At 37.1% G+C, this 21755-nt stretch carries 17 protein-coding genes and 1 pseudogene; 12 read left to right on the top strand and 6 right to left on the bottom strand.

What is annotated here, in order from left to right; translation table 11 throughout:
• The first annotated feature begins 812 nt into the window (after positions 1 to 812).
• The 5 genes from metA (at position 813) to KZ793_RS02090 (ending at position 7813) form a co-directional block, all read left to right on the top strand.
• The gene (gene metA, locus KZ793_RS02110; RefSeq protein ID WP_225813075.1) at positions 813 to 1742 is read left to right on the top strand and encodes a homoserine O-acetyltransferase MetA; all 930 of its coding nucleotides are present in this window, start codon (positions 813 to 815) and stop codon (positions 1740 to 1742) included.
• Between the two features lie 299 nt (positions 1743 to 2041).
• Positions 2042 to 3640, top strand: a complete 1599-nt coding sequence (aceB, locus tag KZ793_RS02105; protein ID WP_225813074.1) for a malate synthase A — start codon at positions 2042 to 2044, stop codon at positions 3638 to 3640.
• 63 nt (positions 3641 to 3703) lie between these two features.
• Positions 3704 to 5011, top strand: coding sequence for an isocitrate lyase (aceA, locus tag KZ793_RS02100; protein WP_225813072.1), 1308 nt, complete (start codon positions 3704 to 3706; stop codon positions 5009 to 5011).
• A 62-nt stretch (positions 5012 to 5073) separates the two neighbouring features.
• Positions 5074 to 6831: a bifunctional isocitrate dehydrogenase kinase/phosphatase gene (gene aceK / locus KZ793_RS02095; protein ID WP_225813071.1), complete on the top strand. Its 1758-nt coding sequence runs from the start codon at positions 5074 to 5076 to the stop codon at positions 6829 to 6831.
• A 421-nt stretch (positions 6832 to 7252) separates the two neighbouring features.
• On the top strand, positions 7253 to 7813 hold the full coding sequence (locus KZ793_RS02090) for a hypothetical protein (protein ID WP_225813069.1): 561 nt from the start codon (positions 7253 to 7255) through the stop codon (positions 7811 to 7813).
• A gap of 265 nt (positions 7814 to 8078) precedes the next feature.
• Here KZ793_RS02090 and iclR read toward each other — a convergent pair whose 3' ends face one another.
• Complete coding sequence (gene iclR / locus KZ793_RS02085; protein ID WP_225813067.1) at positions 8079 to 8909, bottom strand: glyoxylate bypass operon transcriptional repressor IclR; 831 nt, start codon at positions 8907 to 8909, stop codon at positions 8079 to 8081.
• Between the two features lie 144 nt (positions 8910 to 9053).
• On the opposite strand from iclR, the gene KZ793_RS02080 reads away from it, so the two are divergent.
• The 7 genes from KZ793_RS02080 (at position 9054) to KZ793_RS02050 (ending at position 17014) form a co-directional block, all read left to right on the top strand.
• The gene (locus KZ793_RS02080) at positions 9054 to 9407 is read left to right on the top strand and encodes a hypothetical protein (RefSeq protein ID WP_225813065.1); all 354 of its coding nucleotides are present in this window, start codon (positions 9054 to 9056) and stop codon (positions 9405 to 9407) included.
• A 677-nt stretch (positions 9408 to 10084) separates the two neighbouring features.
• On the top strand, positions 10085 to 10921 hold the full coding sequence (locus KZ793_RS02075) for an alpha/beta fold hydrolase (protein ID WP_225813063.1): 837 nt from the start codon (positions 10085 to 10087) through the stop codon (positions 10919 to 10921).
• Positions 10914 to 11297, top strand: coding sequence for a hypothetical protein (locus tag KZ793_RS02070; protein ID WP_225813061.1), 384 nt, complete (start codon positions 10914 to 10916; stop codon positions 11295 to 11297). The genes KZ793_RS02075 and KZ793_RS02070 overlap by 8 nt, the downstream gene beginning before the upstream one ends.
• 45 nt (positions 11298 to 11342) lie before the next feature.
• Positions 11343 to 12239, top strand: coding sequence for a hypothetical protein (locus tag KZ793_RS02065; RefSeq protein ID WP_225813060.1), 897 nt, complete (start codon positions 11343 to 11345; stop codon positions 12237 to 12239).
• 50 nt (positions 12240 to 12289) lie between these two features.
• On the top strand, positions 12290 to 13336 hold the full coding sequence (locus KZ793_RS02060) for an acyl-CoA dehydrogenase (RefSeq protein ID WP_225813059.1): 1047 nt from the start codon (positions 12290 to 12292) through the stop codon (positions 13334 to 13336).
• Between the two features lie 89 nt (positions 13337 to 13425).
• Positions 13426 to 15993, top strand: coding sequence for an aminotransferase class III-fold pyridoxal phosphate-dependent enzyme (locus tag KZ793_RS02055; RefSeq protein WP_225813058.1), 2568 nt, complete (start codon positions 13426 to 13428; stop codon positions 15991 to 15993).
• The gene (locus tag KZ793_RS02050; RefSeq protein ID WP_225813057.1) at positions 15977 to 17014 is read left to right on the top strand and encodes a DUF2156 domain-containing protein; all 1038 of its coding nucleotides are present in this window, start codon (positions 15977 to 15979) and stop codon (positions 17012 to 17014) included. The genes KZ793_RS02055 and KZ793_RS02050 overlap by 17 nt, the downstream gene beginning before the upstream one ends.
• 193 nt (positions 17015 to 17207) lie before the next feature.
• On the opposite strand, the gene KZ793_RS02045 is transcribed toward KZ793_RS02050, so the two are convergent.
• From KZ793_RS02045 to KZ793_RS02025, 5 genes and pseudogenes are all read right to left on the bottom strand, one after another.
• A complete protein-coding gene (locus KZ793_RS02045; protein WP_225813083.1) occupies positions 17208 to 18005 on the bottom strand; it encodes an AMP-binding protein in 798 nt (265 codons plus the stop codon).
• Entirely contained in the window at positions 17959 to 18483 is a 525-nt protein-coding gene (locus KZ793_RS02040; RefSeq protein ID WP_225813056.1) for an AMP-binding protein, read from the bottom strand. Before KZ793_RS02040 ends, KZ793_RS02045 begins: the two co-directional genes overlap by 47 nt.
• The gene (locus tag KZ793_RS02035) at positions 18480 to 19604 is read right to left on the bottom strand and encodes an MBOAT family O-acyltransferase (RefSeq protein ID WP_225813055.1); all 1125 of its coding nucleotides are present in this window, start codon (positions 19602 to 19604) and stop codon (positions 18480 to 18482) included. Before KZ793_RS02035 ends, KZ793_RS02040 begins: the two co-directional genes overlap by 4 nt.
• Positions 19605 to 19748: 144 nt before the next feature.
• Positions 19749 to 20948: pseudogene (locus KZ793_RS02030) on the bottom strand (D-alanyl-lipoteichoic acid biosynthesis protein DltD).
• Positions 20948 to 21172: a phosphopantetheine-binding protein gene (locus KZ793_RS02025; protein ID WP_225813054.1), complete on the bottom strand. Its 225-nt coding sequence runs from the start codon at positions 21170 to 21172 to the stop codon at positions 20948 to 20950. Before KZ793_RS02025 ends, KZ793_RS02030 begins: the two are co-directional and overlap by 1 nt.
• Positions 21173 to 21755: the final 583 nt, after the last annotated feature.

Here is a 21755-nt window from a genome sequence, read left to right as displayed (position 1 = left end):
ACTGCCAGGCTTTAAATACAGTAGAAACCCTCAGCGCAAGCTGGGGGTTTTTGCGTTTTAAGGTATTATTTATTTACTTATTCCCTTTAAGAAACAGATAGTTGGTCTTATCAGTCTTGAATAATTAAAATATGTTGTAGTGATAGCAGACATAAAAAATAATTTAAATAGCTTTTTGAACTGATAGGAAAAAAATGAGTAATGTTATCCTAAGTTCAGCCGAGCATGACGAAAATCTCTCTATATATTCATAAACATCATCGAGCCGGTTATTAACAGACTCTAAGAGTCTGTAATTTAAATTGTGTAATTGCCTATTTTTTCTCTTTCCATACTTATTATTAGCATCTGATTCAAATTAGCTTGTTATTATAAGAAAATTTCATATTCCAGTATTGAAGATAAACCTTATAGCTCATATTAATAATAAGAATATTTTATCAATTAGTCTTGTTACTTTCTTAGAGTGTATTGTTTTTAATATTGATAGCTTGTAATTTGACTTCTTATAATTTTGCCTTTTTGTTTTGATCTTCCTCATTTCTAATGAAAATGCCATTGATTTTTAATATGTTTCATTCCATTTTTAATTTTCTTTATTGTTTTTTCATATAATAAATATAATTTAAATTATTTTATGTTATAAATGCTGAAAATTTATTAGCCATTATCATGTTGAACATTGTTGTGAAACTAAAAATGAAATAATTTCAGCTTATCTTGTAAAGCCTCGACATTCTGTTAATACTTAGTTAGATTTAGCTGTCTAGAAGTCTAAACGTGTAAATGGATAAAAAAATCGAGGTTATAGCATGCCAATTTGTATACCGGATGAATTACCCGCAGTGAATTTTTTACGAAATGAGAATGTGTTCGTGATGACATCTACTCGTGCAAATATTCAAAATATACGTCCACTAAAGGTATTGCTGCTTAACCTGATGCCAAAGAAAATTGAGACTGAAAATCAATTTTTAAGATTACTATCCAATACGCCTTTACAGGTAGATATCCAGCTATTGAGAATAGATAACCGGAAGTGTAGGAATACGCCCGCTGAGCATTTGAATAACTTTTATTGTGATTTCGAGCAGATAAAACATCAAAACTTTGATGGCTTAATTGTTACCGGTGCGCCATTAGGATTAGTTGAATTCGAAGATGTGGCATATTGGGAGCAGATTGAAAGAATCATTAGTTGGGCAAAGGAACATGTCACTTCTACCTTATTTATTTGTTGGGCTGTGCAAGCAGCTTTGAATATTTTGTACGGCTTACCGAAGTTTACCAGAGAAGTAAAACTATCAGGTGTTTATTATCACTCTACTCTGGACCCTTTAGCATTATTAACTCGTGGCTTTGATGAATCTTTTTTTGCTCCTCATTCTCGCTATGCAGATTTTCCTGAGCAGGTTATTCGTGAACATACTGATTTGGATATTCTTTCCAGTTCTGAGGAGGCAGGGGGATATTTACTGGCGAGTAAAGATAAACGCATGGTATTTGTCACAGGCCATCCTGAATATGATGTAGGAACGTTGGCTAGTGAATATTTACGTGATTTGGCAGCAGGTTTAGATCCAAAGATCCCAATAAATTATTTTCCAGATAATAATCCAGAAAGAAAACCACTAGCATTATGGCGTAGTCACGGGCATTTATTATTTTCTAATTGGCTGAATTATTATGTGTACCAGATTACGCCATATGATCTTACCTACATGAATCCAACACTGGATTAATATCTTTATAAATGGCTGAGATTCAGCCATTTAGCCCTTCTGATTTTTTCTACTTTCCTGTTATTAACACCTATCAAAATGTCGCACTTTTTGTAGTTTATCTTATATAACAAAAACTTAACTAAATGATCTTGTAATTTATGGAATTGATTTCTCTAATTTTAAATAGGTAATTTGTCATATAACCATTTGTTTTTTATTGAATAAAAATAAATTTATAAAAAAATGGAAATCGTTTTTGATTTATTTTAAATATCTATTACTCTTATTCAGGTGTGCTTTAAAATGAGGATGAATAGATGACGCAGCAAACTTTAGCGACTGAATTATCGTTTATTAAACGATTTGGCGCAGCAGAGCAGGAGGTCTTGATACCTGAGGCGGTAGATTTTCTGAAAGATCTGGTTGTTCGGTTTACCGGTGCACGGAAAAAATTATTAGCCGATCGGGATATTTGGCAGAAGAAAATTGATGATGGCGAATTGCCTGATTTTATTTTGGAAACCAGTTCCATTCGTGAAGGTGAATGGGAAATTCAAAATATTCCAACTGATCTCCGTGATCGCAGAGTAGAAATCACTGGACCAGTAGAACGGAAAATGGTTATCAACGCTTTGAATGCTAATGTAAAAGTTTTCATGGCGGATTTCGAAGATTCCTTAGCACCGGCTTGGGATAAGGTGATTGAAGGGCAAATCAACTTACGTGATGCTGTTAATGGCACAATTTCTTACGTTAATGAGCAAGGCAAACAGTACCAGTTGCAATCAGATCCCGCTGTTCTGATCGCACGGGTAAGAGGGCTTCATTTACCGGAAAAACATGTTCTCTATCAGAATGAGCCCATTGCCGGTGGGTTGTTTGATTTTGCGCTCTATTTTTATCACAACTATAAACAATTGCTGGCGAAGGGGAGCGGTCCTTATTTCTACTTGCCAAAGATTCAGTCTTACCACGAAGCTCAGTGGTGGAGTGATGTATTCAGCTTTGCAGAAGATCGTTTTGAGCTGCCGAGAGGCACAATCAAAGCAACGGTATTGATTGAAACTCTGCCTGCTGTATTTCAGATGGATGAGATTCTTTATCATCTTCGGCACCATATCGTTGGCCTTAATTGTGGTCGTTGGGATTACATTTTCAGCTACATTAAAACGCTGAAAAATCATAGTGATCGGGTTCTGCCTGATCGTCAGTCTGTCACGATGGATCAACCTTTCCTCAGTGCTTATTCCCGTTTGTTGATTAAAACCTGCCATAAGCGCGGGGCATTTGCGATGGGGGGGATGGCTGCTTTTATCCCCAGTAAAGATATTGAACGCAACAATTGGGTACTGGATAAAGTCCGGGCGGATAAAGAGCTGGAAGCACGCAATGGTCATGATGGTACATGGATTGCTCACCCAGGTCTTGCCGACACGGTAATGGAAGTTTTCGATAAAGTCTTGGCAGAACGGCAAAACCAGTTAGCTATTTCCCGCGCAGAAGATGCACCTATTACGGCTGCGCAATTGCTGGAACCTTGTCCTGGAGAGCGTACTGAAGAAGGGATGCGCGCCAATATCCGCGTGGCAGTTCAATACATTGAAGCGTGGATTTCAGGAAATGGATGCGTGCCTATTTATGGCTTGATGGAAGATGCTGCGACAGCCGAAATTTCTCGGACATCTATTTGGCAATGGATTCATCATGAAAAATCATTATCCGACGGTAAAAAAGTAACAAAAAGCTTGTTCAGACAAATGCTGGAAGAGGAAATGGAGGTCATTAAGCAAGAAGTTGGAGAAGCACGTTTCAGCCAAGGGCGATTTAACGATGCGGCCAAGTTGATGGAGCGCATTACTACTCAGGATGATCTGATAGATTTCCTGACACTGCCGGGATATCAATTGCTCGACTAAGCAACGAATAATAACAAACCACCATTATCCGATTAATTTAATAAAAGATAGGAAGTAGAAGTTATGACAATCTCCAGAACTCAACAAATCGCTCAACTGGAACAAGAATGGAAAAGTGACCGTTGGAATGGGATTATCCGCCCGTACAGTGCGGAAGATGTCGTTAAATTGCGTGGTTCGGTTAATCCAGAACATACATTGGCACAGCTTGGTGCTAAAAAACTGTGGGAACTGCTGCACGGCATGGCAAAGAAAGGCTATGTCAACTCATTAGGTGCATTGACTGGTGGGCAGGCATTACAGCAGGCAAAAGCGGGTATTGAGGCGATTTATCTTTCTGGTTGGCAGGTTGCGGCTGATGCTAACACTGCATCCAGTATGTATCCCGATCAGTCCCTGTATCCGGTGGATTCAGTCCCGGCGGTGGTAAAACGCATTAACAACAGTTTCCGCCGTGCAGATCAGATTCAGTGGGCAAATGGTATTGGTACTGATAGCCCGGACTATACCGATTATTTTCTGCCAATTGTGGCAGATGCGGAAGCAGGATTTGGTGGTGTTCTGAATGCTTTTGAACTGATGAAAGCCATGATTGAGGCTGGCGCTGCGGCTGTTCACTTTGAAGATCAACTTGCCGCAGTGAAAAAATGTGGTCATATGGGCGGTAAGGTTCTGGTTCCGACACAAGAGGCGATTCAAAAATTGGTTGCTGCGCGTCTGGCAGCGGATGTTTCCGGCGTGCCGACACTGCTGATTGCCCGTACAGATGCCGATGCAGCTGATCTGCTGACTTCTGATTGTGACGCTTATGACAGTGAGTTTATTACTGGCGAACGGACTTATGAAGGATTTTTCCGTACCAGAGCAGGTATCGATCAGGCGATTAGTCGTGGTTTGGCTTATGCACCGTATGCTGACTTGATATGGTGTGAAACATCAACACCGGATATCGAAATGGTCCGCAGTTTTGCTGAGGCGATTCACGCCAAATATCCCGGTAAATTATTGGCTTACAACTGTTCTCCATCGTTCAATTGGAAAAAGAATTTGGATGATAAGACCATTGCGCGTTTCCAGGCTGAACTGTCGGAAATGGGTTATAAATTCCAATTTATTACTCTGGCGGGTATCCATAGTATGTGGTTCAACATGTTCGACCTGGCACATGCTTACGCTCAGGGTGAAGGCATGAAACATTATGTGGAGAAGGTACAGGAAAGAGAGTTTTCATCCATTGAGCGTGGTTATACCTTCTCTTCTCATCAGCAGGAAGTGGGTACAGGCTATTTCGATAAAGTGACCACGATTATTCAGGGTGGGACATCATCTGTCACTGCATTGACTGGTTCCACGGAAGAGCAACAGTTCTGATTATTGTATTTCTGATTCTATTCAGCCTGCTATAAGCAGGCTGAATATATTGAGGAGTTGCGATGGGGATAGATTCAGCACATTTGATAGCACAAACTATTTTACAGGGATTTGATGCACAATATGGCCGCTTTCTGGAGGTAACTTCAGGTGCACAGCAACGCTTTGAACAGGCTGACTGGCATGCGGTTCAGCAAGCTATGAAAAAGCGTATTAATCTTTATGATCATCATGTTGGATTGGTGGTTGAGCAGCTTAAATGTATACATAGTGCTTTCGGATATGATGAAGAGTACATTGCCAAGGTAAAGGTGGTTTATACCAGTTTATTACCGGATTATCCCCGGTTTGAAATTGCCGAGAGTTTTTTTAATTCTGTTTATTGCCGTCTGTTTGAGCATCGCAATCTGACCCCGGATAAATTATTTATTTTTACCTCGCAGCCTGCGCGTAGATTTCGGGATATTCCTCGCCCGTTATCGCGTGACTTTTTCCCGAATGATAATCTTGCTTTAATGTTACGGACAATTCTTAATGATTTGCCGCTGCGTTTACCTTGGGAAAATCTGGATAGAGATATTCATTATATTACAGACTATCTGCAACAGACATTTCCAGTCGCAGAATTATTACAGGCAACTTTTCAGATAGCTAATGAACTATTTTATCGCAACAAAGCGGCTTGGTTAGTCGGTAAGATCCGCATTGGAGGTCAGGTCTATCCTTTCTTGCTGCCGATCCATCATAACGAATCTGGCGGGATTTTTATTGATACCTGCCTGACTGATTATGCTGATGCTAGCATTGTATTTGGTTTCGCCCGTTCCTATTTTATGGTTTATGCGCCTTTGCCTGCGGCTTTGGTTGAATGGCTGAGAGAAATTCTGCCTGCCAAATCAACGTCTGAACTTTATATGGCAATCGGCTGCCAGAAGCATGGTAAGACAGAATATTACCGGGAATATCTGGCGTTTATTACCTTCTCCAAAGAGCAGCTTATGATTGCTCCCGGTGTTAAAGGGATGGTGATGTTAGTGTTTACTTCCCCTTCATTTGATCGCGTTTTCAAGGTGATTAAAGATCACTTTGCGCCGCAGAAAGAGGTGACTCAGGAGCGAGTACAAGAGTGTTACCGTCTGGTCAAGGAGCATGATCGGGTGGGGAGGATGGCCGACACACAGGAATTTGAAAATTTCGTTATTGATAAAGCCCGTATCAGTCCTGAACTCATGGCAGAGTTGCAGAAAGAAATACCGGAAAAACTGGAAGATCTGGGGGATAAGATCCTTATCAAGCATCTGTATATGGAACGGCGGATGACACCGCTGAATATCTATATGGAACAGGTGGAAGAACAGAAGTTGCAAGATGTCATCGAAGAGTACGGTAATGCGATTAAACAGCTTGCTGCCGCGAATATTTTCCCGGGAGATATGTTGTTCAAAAACTTTGGTGTGACACGGCATGGGCGGGTGGTGTTCTATGACTATGATGAAATCTGTTATATGACAGAGGTTAACTTCCGTGATATTCCGCCGCCGCGTTACCCAGAAGATGAACTTGCCGGTGAACCGTGGTACAGCGTGGCGCCAAATGATGTTTTTCCTGAGGAGTTCCGACACTTTCTTTGCACTGACAGTCGTATTCGCTGTTATTTTGAAGAGATGCATAGTGATTTATTTAAAGCAGACTACTGGCGGGCGTTGCAAGAACGAATTAAAAACGGTCATGTGGAAGATGTATTTGCATATCGCCGTAAACAGCGGTTCAGCCAACGTACTGAGATAGAAACTTACTCTATCGCCAAAGTTTCAGTCTGATTTTATTGGGAATTGGCGTTTGCTGTTAGCAGCCGCCATTTTCACCAATAGTTAATATTATTATCCTCATTAAATTATTTTCCTGAATTAAATATAAATTAATGCCTATTTGTTTTTCTTGTGCGGGGTATGAATATTCCTAATAAATATAATCTTGGGGTTCAATATGAAATATATTTATTATTAGGAAGGCAAAATTGGAGTTTGATTTAAAATAATATATTTAATGATTTATTTAAGAAATAAAAATATATCCACTTATTTGTGGGTGCTCTATAATTTTATAGAGTTTGGAAATCAAGGTTTTTTAGCTTCGACTAGTGGTTATAAAAAGAATTGATATTTTTGACTCTTAATTAAAAACATGAAAACTCTCATATAACATACATATAACTTCGTGAAAGTATTTAAGGATATAATAATGGCTAGTGTAATTTTATACGGTGATAAAATCCATATTAAAAATAACTATCTTGGCAATGGTGGCTATCTGGATACTAATGGTTATGCAAATGTACCAGGAGCAAAATATAATGTGCTCACGGCTACTTCGCCGACGCGTGGTCCGGGTACAGGTTCATGGCAAGTTTTATCTGCGAGTGGAAAAGGCATAGGAACAGAGGTTTACAGTGGTGATGCTATATTTCTTGTGAATCTTTACCAGAATAATGGGGGATATCTCGGCACTAACGGTTATGCGCCGTCACCTGAGCTCTATAATGTTTACACTGCGGATAAAGTAGCGCGTCCAGTTGATACTCTGACATGGTATATTTTTTCAGATACAACCAATGGATATGATGGCAAAGTTCGTGAAGGCGATGTTATCCGTTTTCTGAATGGTTATAATAGCGTTCATGGAGGATTTCTCGATACTTGTTTTAATGCTGGTGTTCCTGGCGCAATATATAAGGTATATACTTCACTTCTTTCTAATCGAGGCAACGGGACAGGTACTTGGAATTTATCAAAAGCGATTTAATCAGAATGATACTCATTGATTAGTGTTCCATTAACTAATCCTTCTATATATGTGAGAGTCCGAAAATATAATTATTCCCGGACTCCTTGTCTCATTTTTCACTGATATTATTTTCAGACTGGTTAAATAATTTCGTTATTATTCTTTTATATTTCTGATAATGTTTTTAGCGGGATGGTAAATTAAGTTGAATTTATTGGTCTGAAAAGACAGGGCACGAAAAAATCAATGCCCTGAGAAGGATATGATAATTTTAGAAAAATAATTAACGAATCCCGCCATATTCTTTACTTATCTCTTTGGCTGCCCGAATCACCAAAGCACCAAGTTCAGTCACGCGATCATCAGTGATCCGTGAGACTGGGCCGGAAATAGAAATAGCCGCGAAGGCTTGGTGATGCTCATCATAAATACAGGCAGCAATACAGCGCAGACCTAAAGCATGTTCTTCATCATCGAACGAATACCCTTGTTTACGTGCTTGTTCCAGATTTTCTTTTAAACTCGGAGGGGTTGTCTTGGTATATTGTGTGTAAGAATGAAGCCCTTTCTTATGCAGTAATTGAACCAGTTGGTTATCTGATAATGTTGAAAGAAATGCTTTACCCGCTCCGGAAGCATGCATAGGCAACTTACCTCCGATAGGGGCGGACATTCTCATCAATGCATTACACTGTACCTGATCGACAATAACCGCTTCATATTCACTATGATCAAGAATCGCTAAATTAACGGTTTCACCGGAATCTTCCATCAAGCGGCGGAGGATCGGGTGAATGAGTGCCAATAAATTTCGGCTCTGTAAGAAACTGCTGCCGACAATAAAAGTGTGTGAACCGATAACCCACAACCCTAAATCGCCAATCTGACGGACAAAACCGTGCTGTTGCAAGGTGGTCAGAAGGCGGTGAGTGGTGGAATTTGGTAATCCGGCTTGTTGGGCTAAATCAGTCAGGGCGATACCGCCGGGTGACTCGGAAATATATTCCAAAAGAGTCAGGCCGCGACTTAATGACTGTACTTGCCCGTTAGCAACAGCGTTATTCGCCGTAATCTTAGGTTTTTTTGTTTTTTTACTGGTAACGGCAGTGCTCATCGAAATGCCCTCTGAATAATAAGATGGAATTCATTTTCATTTCTTATTATGGACGATAAACCTGAAAAACACTCATCCGATGTGTGGAAAATGCTACCTATCATTGAGATTTAAAGAAATCCCAAGATTTTGCTTAGAATCGTGATGATTGGTAGTTGTTTAGCCCGAACTGTATCAAATATCAAGATCATTTTAAGGATATTTGCTGGATTATTTAGCCTTATCTCAGCATTAGTTGTATCCACAGCATCTTATCTTATTACATTACCTGTTTTGTTATTTTTATTAACGGATTTGATGTTGCGGGAGTTCAATAAATTTAACGTTGCGTTGATTTTATTAATTATCTGTACTTACATTACCTGTATTCTCTATGTTCCAATTATATACCTTGTTTCTGTCGGATTACATGCTCCTGTCGTGGAGGGCGTGCTCGCTATTCTGCCAATGCTTATTTTAGGATTTGGTATAGCCAGTTTTTGGAAACGAGTGATTTAATGCTATAAAATTAGCCGTTATAGTTAAAACTAATATAAAACCAGTCATAGAGTAAGAGAGCAGAATGGCTGGTTAATTGCATGAATTAAATAGTGGTAATGATATAATTCATGAACATTAATAATGTCGCCATGTAAAGTATATAGAAAAACAATATAAATGAATTTATGAAAATAATGTTAGGAAATAATTTTTTGAATGTATTTTTGAATTGATTCATGAATAAATTTCATTGTTTTTATGTGTTATTTAAACTAAGATTATCCATTATTACTATTAACTATTTGTTGTTTTATATAATTATAGATTTCTGTCAATATTGTTTCATATAAATTCAATACATTTAAAGTTGATGTTTTTATTATTGACTTATAACTTATTTATTAATATCTAAATGGTATGATTTACATTTGAAACTAAATTTTTCTAATGTGTAAAATAATTTTTCCAGCAAATAATTTATAAAATAATATATGTTCCTTGATTTATCTATAGCCTGTTACTAAGAAAGTATAAGGGGCTTTTATATTGGTTAATAATAAATTATAAAATCACTAATAGCCCGGCGATATGGACAAGCATTTGATGCCTATCGCATTGAAAATACAAATTTTTTGGCGGGTTTATCGCCAATGCCAGTCACTGGAGCGTGATGTAGTTATTGGGAGCATATAGATATGAAAAATAATATTAACGGTAATCATTTTAAAGTGGCTGGCAATTTTATCTGTAATTATAAAGTTTATCAGGGAGATAGTAATGGAAGAGTTGTTATATTGTTACCTGCTATTGGGGTAGAAATCAGGAAATATGACTCTTTAATACAACAACTGGTAAAAGAGGGTTTTCAGGTCGTCACTGCTGATATGCCCGGCTATGGGGACAATCAACCTAAACCAAGTCGAGAAAATGACTATAACTATTCCGATCTGTTAAGGGATTATCTTCCGGTAATGTTAGACAAGGCTGTTGAATTAAATAGCAATAAAATTCCTATTATCTTTGGTCACAGTCTTGGGGGGCATATTGCGACGCTCTTTGCCTGCTCAACTGACAGGCCATTTTCTCTGTTTTGTGTGGCAACCGGGAACGTATGGTATAAGAATTGGCAGGGAATGGGGAGGGTGCAGATAATAACAGCAGCTATTATTTTTAATGTTCTGACCGCGTTATATGGTTATCTCCCTGGGAAAAAGATTGGTTTTGGTATAAGAGAAGCTAAGGGGTTAATGCGGGACTGGTCCAGAACTGCTTGTACGGGAAATTATTATCATGTCCGTGCTTATAAGAGGACGGAGAATAAAAATTTATCCAAGGCTGTTTATATCTGTTTGAAAGGAGATAATTGGGCTCCGTTGAAATCTACTCAAGTATTAGCAAGTCTTATACCTAACGCAGAAGTTAGGGAAATAACCTTATCTTTCAAAGGTAATCCTCACAGCGCCTGGATTAAACAGCCAGGAGATATCATTGCAATCATGAAAAGAGAAATAATGGAGAATAGAGATGATTAATACATTGAAAATTCTGCGTTGGGAGTTTCTAGGATTGTTTTTTATCAGTTTATTTCTGACCTGGCAACTTGAAAGTTATATAAATTGGTGGCAATTTATTTTGTTATTTTTTCTAATTGATATTATTGGTTATTACCCTGGGCGGATCTGGAGTTTACTGAATAAAAAAGAAATTCCTTCTCCAGCTTTTTATACCATTTATAATATTTGCCACAATTTATTCACACTCAGTGTGATTAGTTTGCTCTGGATCTGGTTCTTTAAGGACAATTACAGCGTTATTGCACTATTTGTCCATATTTGCCTGGATCGAGGTGTACTGGGAAATTTCCCTAAGTTATCTATTAATATATTTAAGCAGCCAACTGTTCATTGAAATAAATGATTGTAGAGATAACTTATTTGGAGAGGAATTTATATTATGAATTTAATTAAACAGGCATCGGAAGTAGAAATGCAGGCAAAAGATTGGGGCTTGGATGAATGGTTCACTGAACAGATAAGTGTTGAACAAAGAAAAAGAACCCATTATGCCAATGATCCTAAACTAACCTATTTACCGGGTGATTTGCGGGAATCTCTGATCAGAGAGCTTTCTTTTAAATCGATTTCGGAATATGAAGCAACGAAAGCATTATTGTTACTTGCAGATAAGGCACCTGACAATATCAACTTTGATTATATGCTGACTCAGATATTTGATGAAGGTAGACATGCTAAATTATTCAGAGAACATCTGGTCAGAATAGGCTTTGCGGATATCGACAATGTGGCCGGAAAAATGGAAAGCCTCTTACGAGGAAAAATGACCAATATGTTGGAGACGTTGAGAGCTTATTTCGACAAGTGGGTGGGGTTGAAAAATGATTATATTGCAGGTGTGTTGATTATTACTGTTGTTCTGGAAGGGGTGCTTGCGCCAACTTCGGAGCTCAGCGAAATCAAGTGGCGCCCTTTTGATATTATCGCCGCCGAGACACAGGCCAGAGCCAATGCTGATGAATTAAGACATCTGACAGTGTGTGCAAATATCGTCAAGATGGCGCTCGAAAATGATAGTTCTCTAAAGCAATCGGCTCTTGAGTGTATCGAAGAAGGGCTGGCGTTATGGAACCAGGTATCTGTTGATGACTTGTTTGTGGAGCGTGAAATGTTCTATCAACGAGGTATGCAGAACCATTTGCGCTTTATTGAAGGTTATGAATTAGCACCTGGGATGTTGTTGTCCGATTCTACGGTGGAATCTCGCCTTGAGCTATCTCATTCCTTGGTTGAACAGATGCAGCAGTCACGCCTTAAGTACATGGGCTTAGCGTAGATATTGGCCTTATTCAGCAGGTTATTTGAATAGGCTAAGGAGAATTAAAAATGACAAATATTGTTGAAGAACTCAGGAAGAATAGCGGGAAATACCAACATCTGACACCAGATAGATTGAAAAGATTGTTGTTGGGTTCTGAGGCCGCTTCACAATGCCTACGTTTGATGGCTCAATCCAATATGGATGGGCTTCATCAAGTAGGTAATACTATCCGTGAAGCTTCTGCCCGGCTTCCCGCAGTTGGTATTGCCTTAACAATGCATAATCATATTGTACTGGCTTGCAGTAAATTTCCTGACATATTCGAAGACAGCAACGTATTATTGAATGACGTTATGGCATCAAAAGCGTTGGTTGCTTCTGCTTTTGCAGAGGGCTTGCCTGGAACGGATATTTTTACACCGTCACTTAAAATGCATTCTAAAGAGGGAAAACTGTTTGTTAATGGTTCGAAGAAACCTTGTTCCTTATCTTCGATTGCTGACTATTATGTATTATCTGTCTGCGATACCGATAATAACAATGAGATGAGAATCGTGATGATTTCTAAATCGGTGCAGAATGTTAAGGTTATTCCCTTTTGGAAGTTGGCAATTTTGGCTGAAAGTGATAATCAAGAAATCAAATTCTTGGATGCCGAAGTATCACCTCAACGACTTTCTCATTATAAGGCGGTTGAACAACAGATGGTGCTTTCCTACGGTTTATCAATATTTAATTACTTTGTTGCGAATACTTACTCTGGCATTATTGATGGGCTTACTCGTTTTATTCCTGAGAAAGTGGTGGAACAGCAACCGATTAAATATACCCTGACTCAGGCGGATTATAAAATTAATGTTATTCTCGGTCAGATGTTAATCATTGCCTTTTATGCTAGCCAGGATGAAAACGCCGTCCATAAGATTCTCGCGTTACGTTATACCTTGGAAAAGATCCTTGAGGAAACTGCCAGTTTCATATTCCGATGTTGCGGTGGGATTAAGGTCATGACAACACCAGAAATTATGAATTTCTATTTGGCAGTACAGTTATTTAAATTTCATCCGATAGGAGAATTCCAAATGATTAACCAGATCATGCAGCAAGCTTAATTACGTTTAGAATCACCTATTTATAACTCAAGGATTTTTCCATGCTGTTTACAGCATGACTTTGTGCACCTAAAAAAAGAGAGAAAATTATGTTTGTTAATCAATATCGTGAGAGTTTATTAAACTCTGTGGGCCTTGAACTGGATATTAAGTCTGCTCAAGATAACCGGCTTACATTATCGGATGGCCGGGTTGTTAAGGATTTTTTGGCTCAATATGGTGCACTGCCATTTGGGCATAATCCTGATTTCGCTATCGCTGAAATTGACAGATTCACTAAAGATAAAGAACCTATCTTCTTTCAGCCCAATATTCACAAAAAGGTACGGCTATTGGCTGAAATGCTTGCAGAGCAAATAGATAAGGAAAAATATACCCACTGTACTTTTACTAATAGTGGTGCTGAAACAGTGGAAGCTGCGATTAAATTTACCCGTCTGTTTACTGGCAGAAAGCGTATTCTGAGTTTGCATCGCAGTTTTCACGGTAAAACCTATTCGGCATTATCCGCTACGGGATCAAATCGGTTTAAAGCTGATTTTATCTACGATGATAAATTATATGAGCAGGTTGATAGTGAAGATTTGGATGAAATAAAAAGAAAGCTGGAGAGCCGGGAATTTGCCGCATTTATCATTGAACCGGTACAGGGAGAAGGTGGTATGAAAGTTATTCCACCAGATACGTTGTCCAGTATTTTGGCACTGTGTAAAGACAATGGCACATTGTCAGTATTTGATGAAGTTCAGACGGGTATCGGTAGGCTGGGAGCATTCTGCGCAGCCACGCTCTACGCTTTGAAACCGGATGTGATTCTGTTTTCTAAAGCGCTGGGGGCAGGTATCTCGCCGATTGGTGCGATGTTGTATTCAGATGAGTTTTATTTATCCGAGTTCGACAGGAAACATAGCTCCACTTTTGCCAATAACGTTCTAGCCGCAACGATGGGGATTGCTGTTATCGAGCATCTGACTAAAGATGATGGTAAGGCGTTAACCCATATTCAAGAAGTCAGCCGTTATGTTGATGAATGTCTTGAACAATTGTCTGCTAAACACCCGGAGCATTTTTACTGGCAAGGGGCTGGGTTGATGCGTGGTCTTGAAATACAGGACAGCAAAGCGGCTTCCAACATATTTATCAATTTCAGTCAAAGAAGCGGTGGCCTGGCTTATATCATTTGTAGTTTCTTGTTGAAACATTATGGTCTTTTCACTATGCCGTTAATGTCTCGTCCTTGTTCTGTACGTTTTGAGCCACCGCTTAACGTTTCCAAAGAGGATATTAAGACGTTTTTCACGGCTTTTGATGAGATATGTCAACTGGTTGAGAATGGACGATATGACATTCTTTTTTCACACTTGATAGACATACCGGTTGCGGAGCTTCCACCCGCTGCGGTGAGTTATCCGATTTCAAAAAATAACAACTTGGCCCAGATTAAAGCGCCTATCCCTGGATTGATTGAGGGTAAGAAATTCGCTTTCTTGATTCATACCACTTCGGTCAATGAGCTAGCTCATTCTTATTGCTTGTCAATAAAGGAGAATTACACGCTGGAGCAGCAGAAACAGCTCGGTAATTGGATCACGCAGGTTTCCTCGATTGATTTTAATCCGGATATCGCGGTTGAGTTTGGTGTCGAGAGTTCAACGGCATATGCCAATGGCATGCTCCTTTTCTCTCCCATTAGTCCCGAAGATATGATGGCATTGTCGGCGAAAGAACGGGCAGTATTGATGAAGGAATATCTTGATGTGGCAGAGAAAAATGGCGCTGAAATCGTTGGTTTAGGTGCTTATACCTCGGTCATTACTAATGGTGGTAATAGCTTGGTGAATAATCGGCAGGGTCGGATATTGACTAATGGCAACTCTCTGACGGCGGTGGCGGTGATTGAGGGGATACGCTCAATGTTGACTGAGAATGCATCCCGGCAAACATTGGCGGTAGTGGGGGCCAGAGGCTCCGTAGGCAGGCTTTCAGTCATTGGTTTAGCGCATAACTTTGGCCGGATTATCTTGGTTAGCCGCCCCAATAAAGCACGCGTATTGCTCTCTGAACTGACCAAGGCGCTTCTCTCCGCAGTGTTAAGGACTCATGATGTTATCCAGCCAGATTCGGTCATGGATAAGATGAGAAAATGGCTTGTTAAACAAAATCCGGGTGTGACAGATGCACAAGTATTACATCAGCAAGTTCTTGAAGTCGTTGATACCTTTGGTTTGGAAGCGATAGAGAGTTATGAACATTCTTTGAGTCAGGCTGATTTTATTGTCTCGGCAACGAGTGAAGGTAAGCCTTTCTTGAATACACATTATTTGAAAGATTCCGCCATCGTTTTTGATGCGGCCAGACCGTTCGATTTCATTCGTGATGGCAACCATCAAATTTACGAGGGTGGATTGGTCTATCAGCCTGAGAAAGTGGCCTATAGTGATTGCAATGTGATCGATGTACCTGCGGGGGTAAATCTCGCTTGTTTATCGGAAACTATCGCTGTGGCGCTTGAAGGGGTGAGTGTTCATCAAAGCATCGGTAAATCTATTGATTATAATGATGCATTGGCGATTCGGGATATTGCCAGGAAGCATGGGTTCGTCCCTGTCCAGTATTCCCGAAATAATCAAGGTGAGCGTTATGAGCATGTTGCTTGATGCTCCGCAGATTATTGCCACTGGGAACGCTCAGGATGTTCTTGGCAACAGTCATCTCAGAAAAGTGCTCTGCTATTCAAAGCACCCGTTGAGTAGCCTGTTGTTTAATAGTGAAACATATTGGTTTACTAATCAAAAGGGGGCTATTGGTTTCTTCCAGGACAAAAATCTGCATATGTGTGTAGGTGGTATCTTGGCTTCTGACGAAGAACGAGCTGCACTTTTGCACTCTTTTCTCCGCTTCACCAGAGAAAAAAGGGCTTTCCCGGTTTTTCTACACGGTGATAAGAGTGATTTTGTATTGTTGAAAAATAATGACTTTTGTGTGAACCAGCTTGGGGCAAGTTATTCATTGAGCCTTAATGGGTATAGCATGAAAGGCAAACGGTTTCAGCAGATTAGAAATAAGATCAGTAAATCCAGAAGGGCGGGGATCACCGTTCGAGAGATCTGCTCGCAAGAGGAATATTATCGATTTAAACCACAACTAGAACATATTAATCAGCTTTGGTTGAAAGAAAAACATGCGAAGGCCCTGAAAAAATTGGTGATTGATTTCAATACAGTGGAAGTGAGTTCAGGCCAGCACAGAGTATATATTGCAACTCAGGGAGAACAAATTCAGGCATATATTGTTTATAGCTACACTTGGGGGGAAACATCGGGATGGTTCCATAATCTATCTCGAAAAAAACCGGACATACCCGACGGCACGATGCAATTTATTAATGAAACTGCGATTAATGACTTCCTGAAAGAGGGCGTAGTTTCCTACCTTCATTTGGGCTTCACGCCTTTGGTGGAGTTCGGCGAGGAAGGATACTTCAATGACTCGGCAATCTTTTATAAAGTTGCCAAATGGTTGTCATCAAAAGGTGGCATTGTTTATCCTGCTGCTTCGCAACGTCAATATAAAATGAGCTGGCGGCCGTCGTTAATTGAACCGGAATATATTGCTTTCCCTAAAGGAAAGGCCATGAAAGCATTATGGTCAACATTGCGAACGACTAATAGTATCTAAATTATAGAAAGTCTTCTTTTAATGTTGGGAAACAGGTGATCAGTGGGGGATGAGAATACTGAGCTGATCACCTGTCATAGTTAATATCACTTGATTATTGATATATTTTCTATGGTAAAAATATATATTTTAAGTTATTTTTTCATAGATTATTATTATATTATTTTCCTTTTTATTTTCGGCTTTATGTTAATTATTCTATAATTTTACATTCATTGTTGTTATATATTGACAATAAAGATTTTGTGTCAACTTTACTGTTATTTGTGACTGGGAAATTATCAATATTGATGAATTCACTAGGTATCATATAAGAAGGTAAACTCTTTTTAAGTAGGTTAACTAAATTTTCCTTATCAAGGATAGTTTTGAATTTACAAAAAGCAATCAAACGAACAATAGAACCATCTTCTTTTTTTAATGGCAAAACGACAGCACTATCAACAATAGGAAGATTCATCAACCTTTCTTCAATTTCATGTAGTTCAATGCGATAGCCATTTAGTTTTATTTGGTTATCTTTCCTACCAAAGCAATACCAGATATTGTCAATTAATTTGCCGATATCTCCAGTTCGGAAACTTCTCGTTCCATGCTGATTAATTGTCAATCTATTATTATCTTCCGTTTTGGCACCAATATATCTTCTCATAACATGAGAGCCAGAGATAATAATTTCACCATTTTCTAATGTTATAATAGCGCCTGATCTTGACTCTCCAATTGGCAATAATTCCATATCGGAATCGAGATGTTGAGCGCTAATTTCAATTAATGTGGTTGCTACGGTAGCTTCCGTGGGACCATAAGTATTATAGATAATTGAAGATGGAAATCTTTTCTTTAAATGTTTAACGAGATTTTTACTTAGGATTTCACCACAAAATAGAAAATGTTTTAGATTCTTTAAAAAGGAATAATTAAAATTCTGCGATAGTAATTGCTTATAGGAAAAAGAGGGGGTTGAAACCCATACATCGCATAAGATCATAAACGCTTTCACGTCCAATGATAACGCCTTTAGGTTTTCCTGTGCTACCGGATGTAAACATGATATAGGCGACATTATCTTCATCAAATTCAATATAATCAACGTTTGTCGTTTTGAATTGATTGTTAATAACATCACAGTAATAAGGTGTGTTGGCTAATGATGCAATTTCTAACAAACGTTGCATCGGATAAATTATATCGACTGGAATAAATGGGATCTTATAGGTTATACATGCATAAATTGAAACTAAAAAATTAGCTTCTTTATGCCCGTATAAAATCAAAGGTGTGTTGCTATTTAAATTTAATTCTAAATATTTAGAATGCCAATTTTTAATCTCATAATATAAATCACGCCAATAAATGACGTGATCTGAACCCACTATGACGGGGTTGTCTGGATGAGAAGGCGTTATTATTTTATCGTTGATTAATAAATCAAAATTTGATTCGCTATATTCGTTAAGATATTTCATTTTATAAAACTGTATCCACTAAATATATATAAAGAAAAACAAATTAAAGTTAAAGTTGTCAGTCTGCCAAAGAAAGACATGAATTTTGTATTTAAGATATTAGCGATATTTTCTTTATCTCTGGTGTAATTAATCAAACAGTTATGCATTACTGAGTAAAAACCAAATAGAGCACCACTTATAATATAATTAAGCTCCAGGCCATTCCAAATACCCATGCAAAATAATGTGATAAAAATACTGATATTCTGGGCGAAAAGTCTATGACTTTTGAAAAAGTTTTTCTCCATGAGTGTTTTATATAATGGCATAAAGATGACATCTCTTAACCATTCAGATAAACTAATATGAAATCTACGCCAAAAATCTTGTGGATTTTTGGCTAAAATTGGATAATGGAAATTAATTGGTAAGTTTATTCCAAATAGCTTACCTGCGCCACAAGCCATATTTGTATAGCCGGCAAAATCGAAATATAAGTAAAAACTATAACTTATAGCCACTACTAAGTATGATTCAATAGTGTCTTTATTAATATAGTTGGATAAAAATATATTATAGATAAGAGCTGCAAATAAAAATTTCTGAACTACACCATATAATATTTGCCCCGCACCGGCAAACCATTTTTCTAAAGATATTGGCACTTGTGATTCAAGTAAGTCACGTTTGAAGCTGTTCCATCTATACATAGGGCCAGCCAGCCAAACTAATGGTAAGAATAAATAGGCAAAATATTCATAAGTTGTTATTTTCTGCTGCTTACTAGAGAATAAAATGACATCTATGGCCCTAAATGTAAAAAAGGATAAACCGATAACACTGAGTAGATGACTAAATTCTAAATTTAATTTAACTAAAAATAAAGGTGAAATTATTAACAGAGAAGATGTTAATTTATTAATTATATTATTCTTGAAAATTAAAGTTATTAAATAGAAATAAACAGATAACGCTATAGGGATATAAATTTTATATCTAAAAATAATACACCAGCAAATAATAGAAAGTATACTTAATGCGACTTTAAAATTGATTTTTTTATTAAAAAATAGAAAAAATAAAGAAAAAACCAATGAGATTGAAAATAGATAAATGAAAAAATTAAAATTCGCAAACATGTTTTCTTATGCCTTTTTTATTCTAAAATTGCTGATATTCATATTTTACTTTAACTTCACTGTTACCATTGACGATAGAATCAGAATGATAAAATAAGGTCAGCATTAGAAAAAGATATAATAAAAAAGCCTTTATAAAATATTTCATTTCGCAAAATGTTCCACAATAGCTTTGTCAGTTAATAACCAACCATATTCTCCCATATGCATAATATCAGTTAATACTCCTGGCTGATATTGCGCTTCAATAAGATTTAAATATCCCATACCATGAAATTTTATTTTCTCTGATATAATATTTTTAACGGGCTTAAAATCATTTGTATCTGTGTATACATAAGGATTTAATGGCTGCATAATAAATAGAGCATCGACATTATATTTCGTCAATAAACTCAATATATTTTCAAGGGCATTCATTTCTTTTCTGTAATTGATTCCATTAGGGAATGCTTTTTTACTTTTTTTATCCTTTACATATTTTTCATAATATTTTTTATTTACCTATTGTGTCTCTTTGCTCATATTTCTAAGTTCAATGTTTCTAGCATCGTTAGCTAGATTTAACCATTGAACTCCGGTATTAGCAATTTTAAATTGTTTTTTTATTAAAGGGGCTTCATGAAGGATATAAATATGGTCAGGTTTAATTTCATGATTGTCGGTTATTATATTTTTAATGTTTATTCTTGCATCTGCTATATAATTCAAAACATTTGCAACTGATGATGCTATTATATTGTCTTTATGAATTAATTTTAATTGGGTCGCGTTTAAATTTTCAAAGTTATTTTTGTTTTCATTGAGATAGTTAGAAAATATATTTTTTGCATTTTCATCATTTGCGAGTTTATTTGCAATATATGATGGAAAGTGAGAATTGTATGCTTGTGGTAACAGATCTGTTTTTTCAAACCATCCTGGTGATAGAATAATGACTATTCTACTATCTTTATTTAAATATTCTTGATAAGCCGATAAATAGCCATAAATTGCTAATAATTCAAAGTGAGCTTTACCAATACCTATTGTGGGAATATTTAAATTTTTTGTTAAGAAATTATATGGAATGAATTTATGCGCTCTGTTTGTTAATTCAGAAGATCCAAATAAAATGACATGATTATTTTTAAATCCATATTCAAGTGATTTTTCTTTTGAAAAATCAATAACATTTTGTTGATCTGTAATCGTAGGTATATAGTTATTCGATTTATTATCGTCTTTGATATATTTGTATTCTACTATTTTCTGGTTGAAATTATTAATAAGTACTATAATGGATGAAAAAATAATTACTGCGAATAATAACGCAGCAATATTAATAGATATTTTTTTTAACATCATTTCAAGTTGTTCAAATAATTGATAATTGATTTAGGGGTTTCGAGAATAGACTCAGCATCGGTTGCTGATATGTAGCAATCGAATTCCTCTTGTAATTCTAGGATGAGATCTACAGTAGTAATTGAATCTATTAAGTTTTTCTTCAAAATTTCATCATCTAATTCGACATTTTTTCTGGCAATTTTGTTGACTATTGATAATACTTTCTGTTCAAGTTCCATATATTATCCTGTTATACCAAGATTGTATTTGTGTAATTTATTGATATTTATAATAGCTACCGCACAAGCTAAAGCATATTTGCTTGCTAATATCACTGTTATTCATTCAGCTCATTTGATTGATTTTACATATGTTATTAAACAGTATGGAATATCAATACCTCAGTTTTAATCGTGATGAATACTAATTGATAGCCTTTTGTTTATCAAGATAATATGATTGTTATATGCACAATTTTCTAATAAATGAGAAAGTAATATTTCTTTAAAAAGTCTCCTATGATTTACCATCCCTCAATATAATTAAATGTATGAGTAAAAATGCTAAACTACTCACACTGTGGCTTAAAGCAGCAAGCTATTTAATAAAAAATAGCAAAATTGAAAGAAAATTTTTATGATCCTGTCAGCGTGAAATAAAGAGAATGAAGAAAGAGTCTCACTATTATGAAAATCCATTTAGCCTTGCTGTCGGCGTCATTTTTTATTCTAGAAGTGGACTATTTCTATTTACTTTAGAAGACGTTCATTGGGTTTTTAAAATGGGGGCTAATATATACTTAATAGATTTCGAGTTGCAGCG

This window comes from Photorhabdus antumapuensis (genome assembly GCF_020387775.1).
Classification (GTDB): Bacteria; Pseudomonadota; Gammaproteobacteria; order Enterobacterales; family Enterobacteriaceae; genus Photorhabdus; species Photorhabdus antumapuensis.
The sequence above is the reverse complement of the archived record's forward strand: the minus strand, read 5'-3'. Positions and strand labels throughout refer to the sequence as shown.